Consider the following 16,144-nt stretch of genomic DNA (forward strand, 5'->3'; position numbering starts at 1 on the left):
TCAGCCGATGCAGGCGTTGATGCTTTCAATCAGGATTTCCTGAGGCACCGTGGTGATGACGGCAGTCCCCAGGGGCTTGAGAAGAATGAACTTGATCTGCCCGGCCTCGTTTTTCTTGTCGACTTGCATGAGTTCGATCCAGCGCGCGGCGCCAAGGTCAGGTGCGCGCACCGGCAAGCCTGCTGCGCGCACCAGCGCCGCAATACGCTCTTTTGCGGCAGCGTCGATGTAACCCAGGCGTTGCGACAATTCTGCAGCCATGACCATGCCACAGCCGACCGCTTCGCCATGCAGCCATTCGCCATAGCCAAGCCCCGCCTCGATTGCATGGCCGAAGGTATGGCCGAAATTGAGGATGGCGCGCAAGCCGCCTTCCCGCTCGTCCTGGCGCACCACGTCTGCCTTGATCTCGCACGAACGCTGGATGGCATAGGCGATCGCATGGGCATCACGCGCCATGAGCTTGGCGATGTTCGTTTCAATCCAGTCGAAAAACGCGGCATCGATAATTGCGCCATGCTTGATGACTTCTGCCATGCCGGCCGATAGCTCGCGCGACGCCAGGGTATCCAGCGTCAAGGTATCGGCGATCACGGCTTGCGGCTGGTAAAAGGCGCCGATCATGTTCTTGCCCAGCGGATGATTGATGCCGGTCTTGCCGCCCACCGAGGAATCCACTTGCGCCAGCAGCGTGGTCGGCACTTGCACGAAAGGCACGCCACGCATGTACGTGGCCGCGGCAAATCCTGTCATGTCGCCGATCACGCCGCCACCGAGCGCCACCAAGGTTGTCTTGCGGTCGCATTTTTGCGCCAGCAAGACATCGAAAATGCGCATCAGGTTTTCCCAGGTTTTCTCCTCCTCCCCATCAGGCAGGATAATCGTTGTCACCTGTTTGCCGGCAGCTTGCAGCGAAGACGTCAGCCGCTCCAGATAAAGCGGTGCCACAACCGTGTTGGTGACAATCGCGGCGCGGGGGCCGGCGATATGGTGCCCCACCACATTCGGATTTGCCAGCAAGGACTGGCCAATCGTGATCGGGTATGCGCGTTCGCCCAGATCGACCTGCAATTCAATGGGCGTAAAAGACTGGTTGGACATGGTTATCTCAGAAAAAACGGTCGTTCAGGCTTCCGGGGCGGCTTTCGCCTGCTCTGCCGCTTCCAGCCGTTCGAGTTCGGTCAGAATGGTCTGTACCAGTGATTGTACGTTAGGGCGACCGGTTTCGACGACCAGGTCCGCCACTTCGAGATAGAGCGGTTCACGTATACGTGCCAGTTCCTCAAGGCGGGCGCGCGGATCCGCAGTCTGCAGCAGGGGCCGGTTCTTGTCATGGCTGGTACGCTGCAAAATGCTCGAGATGCTGGCACGCAGGTAGATCACCACGCCCCCAGCTTTCAGGCATGCCCGGTTTTCCGGCTTGAGGATGGCGCCGCCCCCTGTGGCCAGGACGATGCCTGGCTGTGCAGTCAAGTCGCGGATGGCTTCTGTTTCGCGCTGGCGAAAACCTTCCTCGCCCTCGATCTCGAAAATCAAAGGAATAGAGGCGCCGGTACGCGCCTCTATTTCATGATCCGAATCGATGAAACGCCGATTGAGTTTTTTGGCAAGGGCACGGCCGACGGTAGTCTTGCCTGCGCCCATGAGGCCGACGAGGAATATATTTTTGTTCATACAATTCAGGGCTGGAAACGCAATTTTATTGCTTTTCCCTCATTCGCGCGAGCCCAGACCCTGAATTGTGAAACGTTCTCTCGCTGATTACCGTACCGACAGCTTGTCACTCAGGATCTTCGGCGTCAGGAAGATCAGAAGTTCGGTCTTGTCATTGGTACGGCTGGTGGTCTTGAACAGGTTGCCCAGGACAGGAATATCGCCGAACAATGGCACTTTGGAGACTGAGTCACGCTCAACCTGCTGGTAAATACCGCCCAACACGATCGTGCCGCCATTTTCAACCAGCACTTGCGTTTTTACGTGCTTGGTGTCGATCGCAAAACCGGAAATCGTTTGCTGGCCGACGCTATCCTTGTTCACATCGACATCCAGAATCACATTGCCATCCGGCGTAATCTGCGGGGTTACTTCGAGTTTCAGATTGGCTTTCCGGAAGGCGACAGAAGTAGCACCACTGCTGGTCGCTTGCTGGTATGGCAATTCCGTACCCTGCTCGATCAAGGCTTTCAACTGATCAGCAGTCACGATACGCGGGCTGGAGATAATCTTGCCCTTGCCATCCGCTTCCAGGGCCGATAGTTCCAGGCTAATGAAGCGCGTTGCGGCGGCATTGAATAATGATACCGCGATGGTACCTGCGGTATTGCCGAGCAAGCCATTAGCCGGCAAATTCACGTTATTGCCATTCACTGTTTGCAAATTGGTCAGATTGAGGCCGGGAGCCGCTGCATCAGCTTCTTGCCGACCGCCGACTTCCACCACGTTGCTACCGCCGGACGTGCTTCTTTGCAAGCCAAAACCCAGTTTCGCACCCAGGTTCTTACTAAAGGTATCGCTTGCCTCGACAATGCGTGCCTCGATCAATACTTGCTTGGATGCAACGTCAGTTTTTTGGACCAGCTTGCGTACTTCTTCCAGCTTGGACGGAATATCCGTTACAAACAATTGATTGGTACGCGGATCAATCACAGCGCTACCGCGCTTGGACAGAATTCGGTTAGTGGTCCCCCCAGCGCTATCCAAGGCAAACACCTGCTTGAAGGATTCCGCTTTTTGGTAATTCAACTGGAAGATTTCGGTTTTTACCGGTTCCAGTTCAGCGATCTGCGCCTTTTGCTCCAGCTCCAGTTTTTCCTTGGTCAGCAATTCATCTTTTGGCGCAATCCACAATACTGTTCCATTCTTGCGCTTGTCCAGGCCTTTGGCCTGCAGCACGATATCCAGTGCCTGATCCCAAGGAACGTCCTTGAGACGCAGTGTCAGGTTACCTGTCACCGTATCGCTGGTAATGATATTCAGGCCCGTAAAGTCAGCAATTACTTGCAGCACTGCGCGCACTTCCACATTCTGGAAATTCAGCGACAAGCGCTCGCCACTATAGCCTTGCGTTCCCTGCACCAGCTTGTTCGGATCTTCCTTGATTGGCTTGACTTCAACCACCAACTGCGTATCACTCTGATAGGCACTGTGCTCCCACAGCCCGTGGGGCGTGATCACCATGCGCACGTTCTCACCCTGCGGCGTGGTTGTGACCGTCTTTACTGGTGTGCCGAAATCGCTGACATCCAGGCGTCGACGCAATACGTCAGGCAAGCTTGTTTTCAGAAAGTCGACAACGATCGTCTGCCCCTGCTGGCGTACATCCACGCCAACCTGGTTGTTCGGCAAATTAACCACCACACGCCCCTCGCCGGATGCGCCGCGACGGAAATCAACGTCGCGCAATGCCGCCCTGCCCACGTTCGCCGGCGCAGCGGCCGCTATTGACGTACCCGCGGCATTGACCGGCGTTGCGACGCCGCCGGAGCCATCGATGGTCACCACGACGGCATTTCCTTCGATCACGGTGGCGTAGTTGAGAGGCCGCAACAGGTTGAATACCAGGCGCGAACGCTCGCCGGCCTGGACTACATTCACATTACGGACATCGCCCAGATTGATGCTTTGTGTGGCTACTCCCGTCGCATTGGCTGTACCCGGAAAATCCAGGGCAATACGTGACGGGTTGGTAATGGAAAACCCGATGGGCGGCTTTTCCATCGGGTTCTTCATCGTCACCTTGACGATGACATTGGCACCCTGCTGATTGGCCGTGATCGACTCGATGGCGTTTTCCTGTGCACTAGCAAATGCACAAGTACTGCCAAGTAGTGCGAAGGCAAAAAGTTGCCATACCTTGCGTTGTAACGCGCCGGCGTTCTTGAATTGTTCTCTTAACGCATTCATTATTTAATCTCCTGCAACTCTAACTTGGCTTGACGTTCGACCCATTCGCCGGACGCATCTTGGACAATTTCTTTTAACTCAACTGCAGTGTCGGTGATATTCGTGATCATGCCGAAATTCTGGCCGACGTAATTGCCGACCTTGAGATGAAACACCGTCCTGTCTGCCTGAATGAGTGCATAGTTGATGCCAGGCTTTTGCATGGTGCCGACCATCCGCAGAGTGTCGAGCGGATAACTTTCCAAAGCTTCGCGGCGGCGCTCCATATCGGGTTTTAATATGCTGCTCGAATTGCCTTTGGCCTTGGCCAAGGCAATTGCCAGTTTGGTTGGGCTATAAGGATCCACGGTATCGCGTTGATCATAAGAAAAAGGCAGGAATTTCTTTGGCTCGGACAACTTGGGTACGTTTACCTTGGTTTGCTGCCTTGTCTCATCCATCCATTGCCGCACTTCATCGAGGCCGCCATTGTCACACCCGCTCAACGCCGCCGCTCCCGCCAGCGCCAGGCCGATGCAATACAACCGGGTGGTCATCATTTTTTGGCTCCCTTCTTCTTTTTACCCGCTACCGCACGCTGCGCGTCCACTTCCTCGCGATCCAGATAACGGAAGGTTTTCGCCACTGCATCGAGACTCAGCGTTCTGTCCTTAGTCGTGGTCAGCTGCAGATTATTCAAGGTAACGATTCGTGGCAAATTAGCAATATCGCCTGTAAATGCGCCGACATCATGATAACTGCCAGTCACCTTAATGCTGATAGGCAGTTCTGCATAATAGTCTTTCACGATCACTTGGCCAGGTTTGAATAATTCAAATTGCAACCCGCGACCCAAGCCAGCCTGATTGATGTCCGAGAGGAGTGCGTCCATCTCAGCCTTGCTTGGCAATTGTTTTTCCAGAGTGGCGACATATTCCCCCACCTGTTCCTTTTGCCTGCGCAAGGCATCCAGATTAACTGCTTGCCTGACCTTATCCTGATAAGCAGTCCTGAGAGTAAGCTCTGCCTGCTTGCCTGCTTCCAGTTCTTCCAGTTGCGGGCTCCAATACAGATACCAACCGAGAAAAACCACAAGAGCCAGTGCACCGAATGCACACAACAAGCGTGGTGCAATTGGCCACAAGCCCGGGTGACGTCCGTTCAAGCCGCGAAATTGCGCGGATAACGACTCGCCTAAATTATTCAGATCTGCCATGGCGTCATTCCTGTCAAGGTGCCTTGGGCGCCGCCGGCGCCGCAGCAGTACCAGCCGCAATTGCGGCCGGCGGTTGTTGTACCTGATCGCGGGGACGCTTGATCCCGACATTGACCGTGAAGTCAAAAACCCTCTTGGCATCCCGTCCAGTGCCAACGCCAGCGGCGCGAATTTCGATCAGGTCTGGACGCTCCAGCCATGTCGAATTGTTGCCGAGATTGCGCAGCAATTCTGATACACGCTCATTGGATTGCGCGTAACCATTCAAGGCAACCCGCTGTCCTTCTTGCTTGAAGGATTTCAGGTACACCCCTTCCGGCACCTGCTTGACCAATTCATCCATCAGATACACTGGTTGATTGCGATCGCTTTGCAAGTCTTCGACCGCCTGCTGGCGCGCCTTGAGCGCTTCGATTTCCTCGCGCAGCGTGGCAATTTCCTTGATCTGTACATCCAGCTTGGCGTTTTCTGCCTTGATGAATTCATTGCGCTCGGTTTGCGCGGAAATCTGTGCCGCGATAAACCCGCCGCCGGCCAGCACAATCAAGCCGCCAGCCAATGCCGCACTACCCAGCAAGGCAATAAATCCGGCCTTGCGTTGCTTGCGCTTTTCCTCACGATGAGGAAGCAGATTAATCTTGACCATCAGTCAAACCTCCGCATTGCCAGGCCGCAGGCCACGAGATAGGCGGGCGCTTCCGTGCGTAATTGTTTTTCCCGGATACTTGATGCCAGTTGCATACCCTTGAATGGGCTGACGACCGATGCTGAAATTTTCGTCCGGTCGGCGACAACATCGACCAGGCCGGGAATCGCGGCACATCCCCCTGCCAGGAAAATCTGGTCGATCCGGGTATAAGGCGTGGAGGTGAAGAAAAATTGCACAGCGCGTGTGACTTCCATCGCGGCGCTTTCAAGGAAAGGCTCCAGCAACTCGTGCTCATAACCTTCAGGCAGATCCCCACTTTTCTTTTTCGCTTCGGCTTCGTCATGCGACAAGCCGTAGGCGCGCACAATATCTTGCGTCAATTGCCCGCCACCGAAGGGCTGCTCCCGTTCGTAGATGGTCTGACCATCCAGCAATACGGAAATATGCGTGACCTGCGTACCAATCTGCAATAACGCGACAATCTGCCCCTGTCCCCCGCTTGGCAATTGCGCCACCAGGCGGTCGACTGCGGCGCGGGCGGCATAGGATTCGATATCCATCACCAGCGGCTTTAAGCCGGCCGCCTCTGCGACAGCAACACGGTCTTCGACTTTTTCCTTGCGCGTTGCTGCCAGTAAAACTTCAACATCTTCCGGAGAATTTTGCGCTGGACCGCATACGTCAAAATCCAGGCTGACTTCATCCAGCGCGAAGGGAATATATTGGCTGGCTTCGGTTTCCACCTGAATTTCCAGCTCTTCTTCGATCAAGCCGCCGGGCAAAATAATCTTTTTCGTAATCACGGAAGCCGGGGGCATACCCAACGCCACGTGCTTGGCCTTGGTACCACTCTTTTTCCAGACACGCCGAACGGCTTCAGACACCTGCTCGATGTTTTCAATATTGCCGTCCACAACGGCGCCGCGCGGCAAAGGTTCTGACGCGAAACGTTCTAACCGCAATTCATTTTTGCCAGCTTGAGACAACTCCACGAGCTTGACGCCCGAAGTGCTGATATCAAGACCGACCAACGGCGAATTTGCTTTGCCGAATAAGGATCCAAGATCTAGAGCCAAAGCCAGGTCTCCCCCGAAAATACGCCCGTATTGAACTGTTCGCCTAACTACCTGCCTAACAGACGAATAAAATTGCGCGTGGAAAATCTTGTTTAAAAACCAGTGTTTAGACGACTTTTGTCAAACGTTACATTAAATCGTAGCAATAAGGTTCAGGCGATGTAAAGCAATTTCCTTACAGTAATTTACAAATCCGTTGCCAAAACCCCACGCGAGCAAGCTCCCCAGCTGGTTTTCATTGCTTTGCCGTAGAGACGTTCAGTACAGGTTTGCCGGACGTTTATAATGAGCTGGATACTATTTCCATAGATAAAGCGCATGATGTTAGATCCTTCCACCGGAGAAACGCCTTCCCCGGTACGCAACGCCCTGCCCAAACTGCTTTTGCGTTCATTCGCCGCACTGATCGGTGTGTTTGCCGCATTATTTCTGGCCGGCGTCCTGGTCATCGTCTTTGTTCTGGCAATGGCCTATCCCAACCTGCCGGCCCTGGATACCTTGATGGATTACCGGCCGAAAATCCCTTTACGGATTTTTTCTGCCGATAACGTCCTGATTGGCGAATTCGGGGAAGAACGCCGCAATATGGTGCGCGTCAAGGATATTCCCGAGATCATGAAAAAGGCGGTGCTGGCGATCGAAGATGACCGCTTTTATGAACATAGCGGCGTCGATTACCTCGGCATCCTGCGCGCAGCGCTTCACAACGTCAGCGGTGGCGCCAAACAAGGCGCATCCACGATCACGCAGCAAGTGGCGCGCAATTTTTTCCTTTCGAGCGAACAAACGGTCAAGCGGAAAGTATATGAAATGCTGCTTGCCTGGAAAATCGAGCAAAACCTGTCAAAAGACCAGATCCTCGAGATTTACATGAACCAGATTTACCTGGGTCAGCGCGCTTATGGATTTTCTTCGGCGGCACAAATCTATTTCGGCAAGAAGCTGGATAAATTGACAATTGCAGAGGCGGCCATGCTGGCCGGCTTGCCCAAAGCGCCTTCTGCCTACAATCCGGTCGCCAACCCGAAACGTGCCACGGCACGCCAGCAATACATCATTTCGCGCATGTACCAACTGGGCTACATCACGCAAGACCAGTATGAAAAGGCACGCAATGAAGAATTGAAGGTCAAGACCGACAGCGCAGCCTTTGGCATCCATGCGGAATATGTTGCGGAAATGGCGCGTCAGATGGTGTACGAGCAATTCAAGGAAGATACCTATACACGCGGCTTGAATGTCTTTACGACCATTACCAAGACGGACCAGGATGCGGCCTACCTGGCATTGCGGCGCGGCGTGATGGATTATGAAAAGCGCCATGGCTACCGCGGTCCGGAAGGCTTCATGGAAATCCCGAATGCGAAGGAAGAAGCGGATAACGCCATAGAACTGGAATTGGCCGACCACCCTGACAGCGAAAACCTCGTCGCCGCGGCGGTACTGGAAGCGACGCCCAAGCAGGTCCGCGCCATGCTGGCATCCGGCGAGGAAATCGAGATTCCGGCAGCCGGCCTGGCCTTTGCGGCCAGCGGCTTCAGTGAAAAGACGCCGCCCAACAAGCGCATCCGGCGCGGCGCCATCATTCGTGTTACCCAGGAAGGCAAGATCTGGCACGTAACGCAAATGCCGGAGGTCGAGGCAGCGTTTATCGCAGCCAATACCGAGGATGGCGGCATCCGCGCGCTGGTCGGCGGCTTCGATTTCAACCGCAACAAGTTCAACCATGTCACCCAGGCGTGGCGCCAGCCTGGCTCGTCATTCAAGCCCTTCATTTACTCGGCAGCCCTGGAAAAAGGCTTATCGCCCGGCACCACGATTAATGACGCCCCGATCAGCTTTGACGCCGGGCAGACTGGCGGCCAGGCATGGGAGCCGAAGAATTACGATGGCAAGTACGAGGGGCCGATGTCGATGCGCCGCGGCCTGACCAAGTCGAAGAACATGGTATCGATCCGTATCCTGCACAAGGTTGGCGCGCGTTATGGCCAGGAATTCGTTACCCGCTTCGGTTTCGATGCCGACAAGAACCCGCCCTACCTGACCCTGGCGCTTGGCGCCGGCAACGTGACGCCGCTGCAAATGGCCGGTGCCTACGCTGTGTTCGCCAATGGCGGCTACAAGGTCAATCCCTATCTGATTGCCCGGGTTACCGACAGTACCGGCCGGGTATTGTCGCAAGCGGCACCGGATCGTGCTGGCGATGAGAGTAACCGCGTGCTTGACCAGCGCAATGCCTTCCTGATGACCAGCATGATGAAAGATGTGGTCAAATCCGGCACCGCTACCCGCGCGCTGGTCTTGAATCGCCCTGACATTGCCGGCAAAACCGGCACCACCAATGACTCGGTCGATGCATGGTTCGCAGGCTACCAGCCCAAGGTGGTGGGGATTGCCTGGATCGGTTTCGACCAGCCAAAAAACCTTGGCAATCGGGAAACCGGTGGCGGATTGGCCTTGCCGATCTGGATCAATTACATGCAACAGGCGCTGAAGGATATTCCGGTGATGGAAAGCGTCATTCCCGATGGCGTCATCCAGGTGGGCAGTGAATATTATTACGCCGAAAATCCTCCTGGCAGCGGGGTGCGCAGCCTGGGCACGGCGGAAGCACCGGAAAAACGTGCGCCAGCCGAAGAAGGCGCCACCAAGGACGAAGTCAAGAATCAGCTATTCTGAAGCCGGGCGGCCAGCCGGCGACTAGGCACGCGTAAGGATCAGGGTTCAGGCAGGGTCGAGCTGGATGACGCAGCCTGCCTGCTCGCCAACCAGTCGCCCCAGCGCGGCGAACAGTTCCTCGCTGCCGCGCGTGTCGATCCAGCGGTTGTCCACCCGCTTGTAGTGAAAGCCGCCGGAGCGTGCGGCAACCCAGATTTCCTGCATCGGCGCCTGGCTGTTGACGATGATTTTTGCACCGCTGTCGATCAGTTCGATTTCCAGCACGTTGCCGGCGCGGCTGCACTCGATATCCAGGTCTGCGCCATCGGCGGCGTTTTCCAGGGCGCGCTCGATATTGCCCAAGGTGGTTTCCGCCAGGGCCAGGAATTCTGATTCGGTCATGCTACACTCCAATGCATTTCTAGAAACCGTGATTGTAAACGTGAAGCCCCATTTTATTCTGTCGCGCCGCGCACTTGCCGGCTTGGTGGCCGTCCTGCCATTGCTGGCCGCCTGCGGGCAGCGCGGACCGCTTTACATGCCCAGCCGGCCACCGCTTGCAACGCCAGTGCCCGCCACGGCACCCGAACCGGCGGCGGCCAAGCCAGCAGAATCAAACGCGCCGGTATCCCCGACCACCTCGAAATAAGCCAACCAACCTGTACCGCCATGTCGCATTTTACTTATCGTAACGGCGTGCTTTGCGCCGAAAATCTGCCTCTGACTGAAATTGCCGAGCGTTTCGGCACGCCCACTTATGTTTATTCCAAGGCGGCGTTACTGGAAAATTATGCCGCTTATGCCGACGCCTGCAAAAAACATGGCCGCGATGAAAAGACAGCCCTGGTCTGCTATTCGGTCAAATCCAATTCCAATCTGGCCGTGCTGAACTTGCTGGCACGCCAGGGGTCCGGCTTCGACATCGTTTCCGGCGGCGAATTGCTGCGCGTGCTGGCCGCCGGCGGCGATCCGCGCAAGGTCATCTTTTCCGGCGTGGGCAAGTCGCGCGAAGAAATGCGGCTGGCGCTGTCACACGATATTCTGTGCTTTAACGTGGAATCGCTGGCGGAATTGCATCGTCTCAACGACGTCGCCGGCCAAGAGGGCAAGCAGGCGCCTGTTTCGCTGCGCGTCAATCCGAATGTCGACCCGAAGACGCATCCGTACATTTCTACCGGGCTCAAGGAAAACAAGTTCGGCGTGGCGTTTGAGGAAGCACTGGATATCTACCGCACGGCCGCAGGCTTGCCGCATATCCGCGTAACCGGCATCGATTGTCATATCGGCTCGCAATTGCTCGACGATGCCCCCCTGCTGGAAGCGCTGGACAAGCTGATCGAACTGATCGACACCCTGAGCGCCGAGGGCATCGCCATCCACCACCTCGACATCGGCGGCGGCATCGGCATCGTTTATGACCAGGACCAGCCAGTGGCCGTCGGCGACTATCTTGGCCGCCTGTTTGCCCGCATCGATGCGTGGCGCGCCGCGCGCCACGGCAATGCACCCATCACGGTATTGTTCGAGCCCGGCCGCTCGATTGTCGGCAATGCCGGCGTGCTGATCACGGAAGTGCAATACCTCAAGCATGGCGGCGCCAAGAATTTTGCCATCGTCGATGCTGCCATGAATGACCTGATGCGTCCGGCCATGTATGAAGCCTGGCATGGCGTGCAGGCAGTGCGTCAGCGCGAAGGCAGCGCCAGCACTTATGACGTGGTCGGCCCGGTATGTGAATCCGGTGACTGGCTGGCACGCGCACGTGCCCTCAACATCGCGCAAGGCGACTTGCTGGCGATCCTGTCAGCAGGTGCCTACGGCATGACCATGTCGTCCAACTACAATACCCGCGGCCGTGCGGCCGAGGTCATTGTCGATGGGGCGGAAATGCATCTCGTGCGACCGCGTGAGTTGCCGGAACAATTGTTTGCACAGGAAAAGCTGCTGGCGTAAGGCGGCGATTTTCGTGATCAACGCGGTGCGGCCCCAAGCGGGGCCGTCTTGCTGCGCGCAAAGCGCCAGTAGAGTCGCGCCCCGAGCAGCGCTGCAACGATGACGCCGAACAGCAAGGGCTCGGCAAAATCATTCTTGCCCGCCTTCATCCACCAGAAATGCAGGATGCCGAGCGGGGCAATCACGTAAATCAAGCGGTGCAGCCACTGCCAGCGCTTGCCCCCCAAACGCCTGACCATGGCATTGCTGCTGGTTGCCGCCAACGGGATCAGCAAGACAAACGCTGTGAAGCCCACGGCAATGAAGGGACGCTTCAGGACATCACGCCACATTTCCGCGATATCGAAAAAGTGGTCGAACCAGAGAAACGTCGTGAAATGCAGGACGGCATAAAAAAAACAGAACAAGCCCAGCATGCGGCGCAACCGGATCAGCCAGGGCCATTGCAGAATCCGGCGCAAGGGTGTCACGGCCAACGTCAGGCACAGCATGTACAAGGTCCAGTCACCGGTACTGCGCGTAATGAATTCGATCGGGTTGGCGCTCAAGCTGTCGGCAAAGCCTAACCAAATCAGCCGTGCCAGCGGCAGCAGTGCTGCGGTAAACACGGTCAGCTTGATTGCCTGCAATTGTCTTGGCGCGGGATGAAACATCAGCACGATTCCCTCGCCATTCAAAAGAATTTTTGCAAGTCCATGCCGGTATACAGCGAAGCCACCTCGGCATAGCCGTTGAACATCAGCGTCTTGCGCTTCCGCGCAAAAAAGCTGTCTTCGCCAATGCGGCGCTCGCTGGCTTGCGACCAGCGCGGATGGTCGACACCGGGATTGACGTTGGAATAAAAACCATATTCACTCGGGGCCGCCAGGTTCCACGCGGTTTTCGGCTGATCGCGTGTGAAGCGGATCCGCACGATCGACTTGGCCGACTTGAAACCATACTTCCAGGGCACGACCACGCGCACGGGTGCGCCATTTTGCTTGGGCAAGACTTCGCCGTACATGCCAAGAGTCAAAAACGTCAGCGGGTGTCGTGCCTCATCCAGGCGCAAACCTTCGACATACGGCCAGTCCAGCACCGGGCTACCGAGCCCCGGCATTTGCCGCTTGTCCGCTAAGGAAATCAATTCGATGTATTTGGCATTGCCGTTCGGCTCGACCTTCTTGATCAATTCTGCCAGCGAATAGCCAATCCAGGGGATCACCATCGACCAGCCTTCGACACAACGCAGGCGGTAGATCCGCTCTTCCAGCGGCGCCAGCTTGCGCAAGCCATCAAGATCGAGAACTTGCGGCTTGTTGATTTCGCCTTCGATCGACACCGTCCAGGGTTGCGTTTTCAGGGTATCGGCATACTTCACCGGATCACCCTTGTCGGTGCCGAACTCGTAAAAATTGTTATAGCTGGTCGCATCCTTGTAAGCGGTCGGCTTATCGACCACCACATAGGCGGCATTGGCTTTAGCGGACAGCTTTTGCGCGGTGGCGGATTGCGCAAAAGCTTCCCGCGTCGCCATTTCCATCAGGGCGCCACCGGCGATCGTGCCGAGTGCCATCTGGTGAATGAAGTGGCGGCGCGACTCAAACACCTCACGCGGCGTGATTTCGGAAGCAAACGGCCGGTCAATACCGTTGGGATTATGCTTGATTAACATGGACGTTCCATTCTGACTGGGCTTGAGATGCAGTTTAGTCGATCATCTTGTCCAAAACCTTACACAGCGCTTCAAGAATAATTAAGGTTGCAGACTGGCATGCACAGCATGCGCCACATCGAGTATACGCGCCTTGGTGATGCCGCCAGACAAGGCATAGCCATAATCCCTGTCAATCCAGTAGAACACGGCATGCCCATTTGTTTCCATTAACTGGAAGCCGCTTTCCGGCTGCTGCCGTTCGGCATGTCTGACAGTCAGCGTCAATCGTTCACCTGCTGCCGACTCATACATCAGTTGTGCGAGCGGCCCTTCGTCACCCGGCAACAAACGGCCACCGAGCAAGGTGAAACCCTGGTCCCGCAAATCCGGGGCGTGGATCGGCGCCTCCAGGCGCTTGGACAGCCAGGCCAGCAAATGCGCTTGCTGCTCGGCCGTCACTTCCACAGGATGGCGTTTTTCCGCAGCGTAAAGCACATGGGCTGCCAATGCATTCCTGGCAAATGCTGAAGAGGCTGTTGCGGTTCCGGGCGTCGTCAGGGCGCCATGAGCAAACCAGCCAGCACCCAGGCCGCATGCGAGGCAAGCAATGCCTGCCGCCAGCGCATGCCGCATCGGTTGCGGCTTCGTCGCAGCCGTCAGTTGCCGGGGAATCGCTTCATTCATGACGCCATCGTACAGGCGATGCAAGGCGTGATTTTGATTGCGCCATTGCCGTACTTGCTCCTGGGCATGTGGCTGGCTCGCCAGATAGCCATCGACTTGGGCGCGGCGACCGGCATCGAGTTGGCCGTCGACATATGCATGCAAATCCTTTTCGTCAATCTGGACTGTCATTTCACTTGACCCTGCTTAAATGCGCTGGGGCAGCGGCAGCCGTGCCTTCCTGCCCCGTCAATATTGCGCGCAACTGGGTGCGTGCCCGCGCGAGCCGCGACATGACTGTTCCCACTGGCACGTCGAGGATTGCCGCCGCGTCCTTGTAACTGACCTGTTCCAAGCCCACCAGGACGATCACCGCCCGATGCTCGGCAGACAAGCGCGCCAAAGCCCGCTGCATGTCAATGTGCCAGCCATCTTCGACCGTACTGCCGGATTCCGGCAATGCCGTATCGACGTCTATTTCCAGCCGCCTGCGCTTGCTCGCCATGTCATTCAGGTACAAACGGTACAGGATTGTCATCAGCCACGATGTCAGATTGCCCTGGATGCGGAACAGCCAGCGACGTCGCAGCGCGCGTTCCAGCGCATCCTGTACCAGATCATCCGCCCAGGCGGCATTGTGCGTCAGTGCCCGCGCATAACGCCGTAAACGCGGGATCTGCAATGCCAGTTCCTGGGAGAAGTCCAGCATGGTGGTCCGTGCTCAGGGCTTGACGACATGCCACTGGTTATTGAGGAAGCCGTCGCCAGTCTTGTCGCCCGGCTTCTGGTCCTTGCCCCAGGTATACAGCGGCTTGCCTTTGTGGGCCCACTGTTTTGAGCCGTCGTCGCGCGTGATGATGGTGTAATCGCCGGCAGGCTTGGCATCGGCCTGGGCGGTCAGTGGCGGCCAGTTTGCGGCACAGGGCCCGTTGCATGCACTCTTGCCGTCACCGTCTTTATCAAATGTGTACAGCGACATGCCAGCCTGGTTGGTCAGCACGCCATCACTGACCTTGGCCGGAGTCTGCGCCACTGCCATCGAAGCACAGGTAGCCAGCAGTATGGCCGTGATGGCAGGAAAAACAGCGGAAATGGATTTCATGGAGTCCTCACTAAAGGGTTGATCAAGATAGATGCGGCAAACGCTGCCACACCTACAGTAAACAACCGGGACCGCAGGACTATTCCATCCACATCAATATTTTTTAAAGTTCCCCATAAGAATGGAGGCCTGACAGGAACATGTTCACGCCAAGGAAGGCAAATGTCGTCACCAGCAAGCCGACCAGCGCCCACCAGGCCGCCATCTGGCCGCGCAAGCCCTTCATCAGGCGCATATGCAACCAGGCAGCATAGTTGAGCCAGACGATCAGCGCCCAGGTTTCCTTGGGGTCCCAGGACCAGTAACCACCCCAGGCTTCCGCTGCCCACAAGGCGCCAAGGATGGTCGCGATGGTAAAGAAGGCAAAGCCCACGGCAATCGCCTTGTACATCACATCATCGAGCAGTTCCAGTGAGGGCAGGCGGTCGGCCAGGATCCCCTTGGATTTGAGCAAATAGGTGACCGATACCATGGCGGCCAGGGCAAAGGTGCCGTACCCGATGAAATTGGCCGGCACATGGATTTTCATCCACCAGCTTTGCAGCGCGGGCACCAGCGGCTGGATCTGTGCGGCATCGCGGCTGACCGAGTACCACAGCAAAAAGCCCACCGCCGCCGAAATGATCAGCAAGACGAACGCGCCCAACTGGCGCGTCTTGTAATGCTGTTCGTAATACAGATAAAACAGCGCCGTCAGCAGGCAGAACAGGACAAAGACTTCATACAGGTTGGAGACAGGAATATGGCCGACGTCGCTACCCACGAGATAAGACTCATACCAGCGCACCAGCATGCCGACAAAACCCATCACCACCGCGCCCCAGCACAGCAGACTGCCAATCGCATTGCCGGTGTCGGAGCGGGCCAGCAGGCCACCCCAGTAAAACAGATTGGCCAGAAAGAACAACACGCTCATCCACAGGATGGCCGACTGGCTCGAAAAGAGATATTTGAGCAGGAATTTCTGGTTTCCGGCGTCCAGGACACCGCCGTACAGGCCAACTGCCGAGAGCGACAGCAAGCCCAGCAGCGCCATCAGCCAGCGTACCGGCTTCCAGTACCATCCCAGCCAGATGAAGGTCGGCGCCGACAGGACCAGGACGCCCTGTTCGTAATAATCCATGTAGGCGCTATAGCGTTGCAAGGCAAACAGCATGGCAGCCGTCAGGCCAACCGCGTAAATCCAGTCAAATGCTGTCAGGCGCTTGAAGAACCCGGGGGCCGGGGCATAACTCGAAGCATTATTTTGCGTTAGTTCCATGGCAATTCTCCGCGAGCCAGCCGCAGCAAGCGGCGTGGCAGTGTGCTG

15 protein-coding genes and 1 pseudogene are annotated in these 16,144 nt (G+C 56.6%); 3 read left to right on the plus strand and 13 right to left on the minus strand.

What is annotated here, in order from left to right:
- The 6 genes and pseudogenes from aroKB to EKL02_RS17770 all read right to left on the minus strand — a co-directional run bounded on the left by aroKB (nt 1) and on the right by EKL02_RS17770 (nt 6,823).
- Nucleotides 1-1,674: pseudogene (aroKB, locus tag EKL02_RS17745) on the minus strand (bifunctional shikimate kinase/3-dehydroquinate synthase AroKB).
- Nucleotides 1,675-1,761: 87 nt separating this feature from the next.
- A complete protein-coding gene (gene pilQ, locus EKL02_RS17750; protein WP_128903267.1) occupies nt 1,762-3,903 on the minus strand; it encodes a type IV pilus secretin PilQ in 2,142 nt (713 codons plus the stop codon).
- Entirely contained in the window at nt 3,903-4,442 is a 540-nt protein-coding gene (locus EKL02_RS17755) for a pilus assembly protein PilP (protein ID WP_128903268.1), read from the minus strand. The genes pilQ and EKL02_RS17755 overlap by 1 nt, the downstream gene beginning before the upstream one ends.
- Nucleotides 4,439-5,098: a type 4a pilus biogenesis protein PilO gene (locus tag EKL02_RS17760; protein ID WP_128903269.1), complete on the minus strand. Its 660-nt coding sequence runs from the start codon at nt 5,096-5,098 to the stop codon at nt 4,439-4,441. Before EKL02_RS17760 ends, EKL02_RS17755 begins: the two co-directional genes overlap by 4 nt.
- Before the next feature lie 13 nt (nt 5,099-5,111).
- Entirely contained in the window at nt 5,112-5,744 is a 633-nt protein-coding gene (locus EKL02_RS17765) for a PilN domain-containing protein (RefSeq protein ID WP_128903270.1), read from the minus strand.
- Nucleotides 5,744-6,823, minus strand: coding sequence for a pilus assembly protein PilM (locus EKL02_RS17770; protein ID WP_128903271.1), 1,080 nt, complete (start codon nt 6,821-6,823; stop codon nt 5,744-5,746). Before EKL02_RS17770 ends, EKL02_RS17765 begins: the two co-directional genes overlap by 1 nt.
- Nucleotides 6,824-7,141: 318 nt before the next feature.
- Between EKL02_RS17770 and EKL02_RS17775 the strand changes: the two genes are divergently transcribed.
- Nucleotides 7,142-9,502, plus strand: coding sequence for a penicillin-binding protein 1A (locus EKL02_RS17775; protein ID WP_128903272.1), 2,361 nt, complete (start codon nt 7,142-7,144; stop codon nt 9,500-9,502).
- A 45-nt stretch (nt 9,503-9,547) separates the two neighbouring features.
- Here EKL02_RS17775 and cyaY read toward each other — a convergent pair whose 3' ends face one another.
- A complete protein-coding gene (cyaY, locus tag EKL02_RS17780; protein ID WP_128903273.1) occupies nt 9,548-9,883 on the minus strand; it encodes an iron donor protein CyaY in 336 nt (111 codons plus the stop codon).
- Between cyaY and EKL02_RS17785 the strand changes: the two genes are divergently transcribed.
- Together EKL02_RS17785 and lysA are read left to right on the plus strand one after the other, a co-directional pair.
- A complete protein-coding gene (locus tag EKL02_RS17785; protein WP_128903274.1) occupies nt 9,882-10,130 on the plus strand; it encodes a lipoprotein in 249 nt (82 codons plus the stop codon). The two genes, cyaY and EKL02_RS17785, sit on opposite strands and share 2 nt — an antisense overlap.
- A 20-nt stretch (nt 10,131-10,150) precedes the next feature.
- A complete protein-coding gene (lysA, locus tag EKL02_RS17790) occupies nt 10,151-11,434 on the plus strand; it encodes a diaminopimelate decarboxylase (RefSeq protein ID WP_128903275.1) in 1,284 nt (427 codons plus the stop codon).
- A gap of 17 nt (nt 11,435-11,451) precedes the next feature.
- On the opposite strand, the gene msrQ is transcribed toward lysA, so the two are convergent.
- The 6 genes from msrQ to ccsB all read right to left on the minus strand — a co-directional run bounded on the left by msrQ (nt 11,452) and on the right by ccsB (nt 16,096).
- Entirely contained in the window at nt 11,452-12,087 is a 636-nt protein-coding gene (msrQ, locus tag EKL02_RS17795) for a protein-methionine-sulfoxide reductase heme-binding subunit MsrQ (RefSeq protein WP_128903581.1), read from the minus strand.
- Nucleotides 12,088-12,107: 20 nt separating this feature from the next.
- A complete protein-coding gene (gene msrP, locus EKL02_RS17800; RefSeq protein WP_128903276.1) occupies nt 12,108-13,088 on the minus strand; it encodes a protein-methionine-sulfoxide reductase catalytic subunit MsrP in 981 nt (326 codons plus the stop codon).
- Between the two features lie 81 nt (nt 13,089-13,169).
- The gene (locus tag EKL02_RS17805; RefSeq protein WP_128903277.1) at nt 13,170-13,925 is read right to left on the minus strand and encodes an anti-sigma factor; all 756 of its coding nucleotides are present in this window, start codon (nt 13,923-13,925) and stop codon (nt 13,170-13,172) included.
- A 1-nt stretch (nt 13,926) separates the two neighbouring features.
- Nucleotides 13,927-14,442 (minus strand): RNA polymerase sigma factor, encoded by a 516-nt coding sequence (locus tag EKL02_RS17810; RefSeq protein ID WP_241687755.1) that lies wholly within the window; start codon nt 14,440-14,442, stop codon nt 13,927-13,929.
- A gap of 12 nt (nt 14,443-14,454) precedes the next feature.
- Nucleotides 14,455-14,835, minus strand: a complete 381-nt coding sequence (locus EKL02_RS17815; RefSeq protein WP_206732423.1) for a hypothetical protein — start codon at nt 14,833-14,835, stop codon at nt 14,455-14,457.
- A 103-nt stretch (nt 14,836-14,938) separates the two neighbouring features.
- On the minus strand, nt 14,939-16,096 hold the full coding sequence (ccsB, locus tag EKL02_RS17820) for a c-type cytochrome biogenesis protein CcsB (protein ID WP_128903278.1): 1,158 nt from the start codon (nt 16,094-16,096) through the stop codon (nt 14,939-14,941).
- Nucleotides 16,097-16,144: the final 48 nt, after the last annotated feature.

This window comes from Janthinobacterium sp. 17J80-10, from assembly GCF_004114795.1.
In the GTDB taxonomy this organism is placed as follows: Bacteria; Pseudomonadota; Gammaproteobacteria; order Burkholderiales; family Burkholderiaceae_D; genus Paucimonas.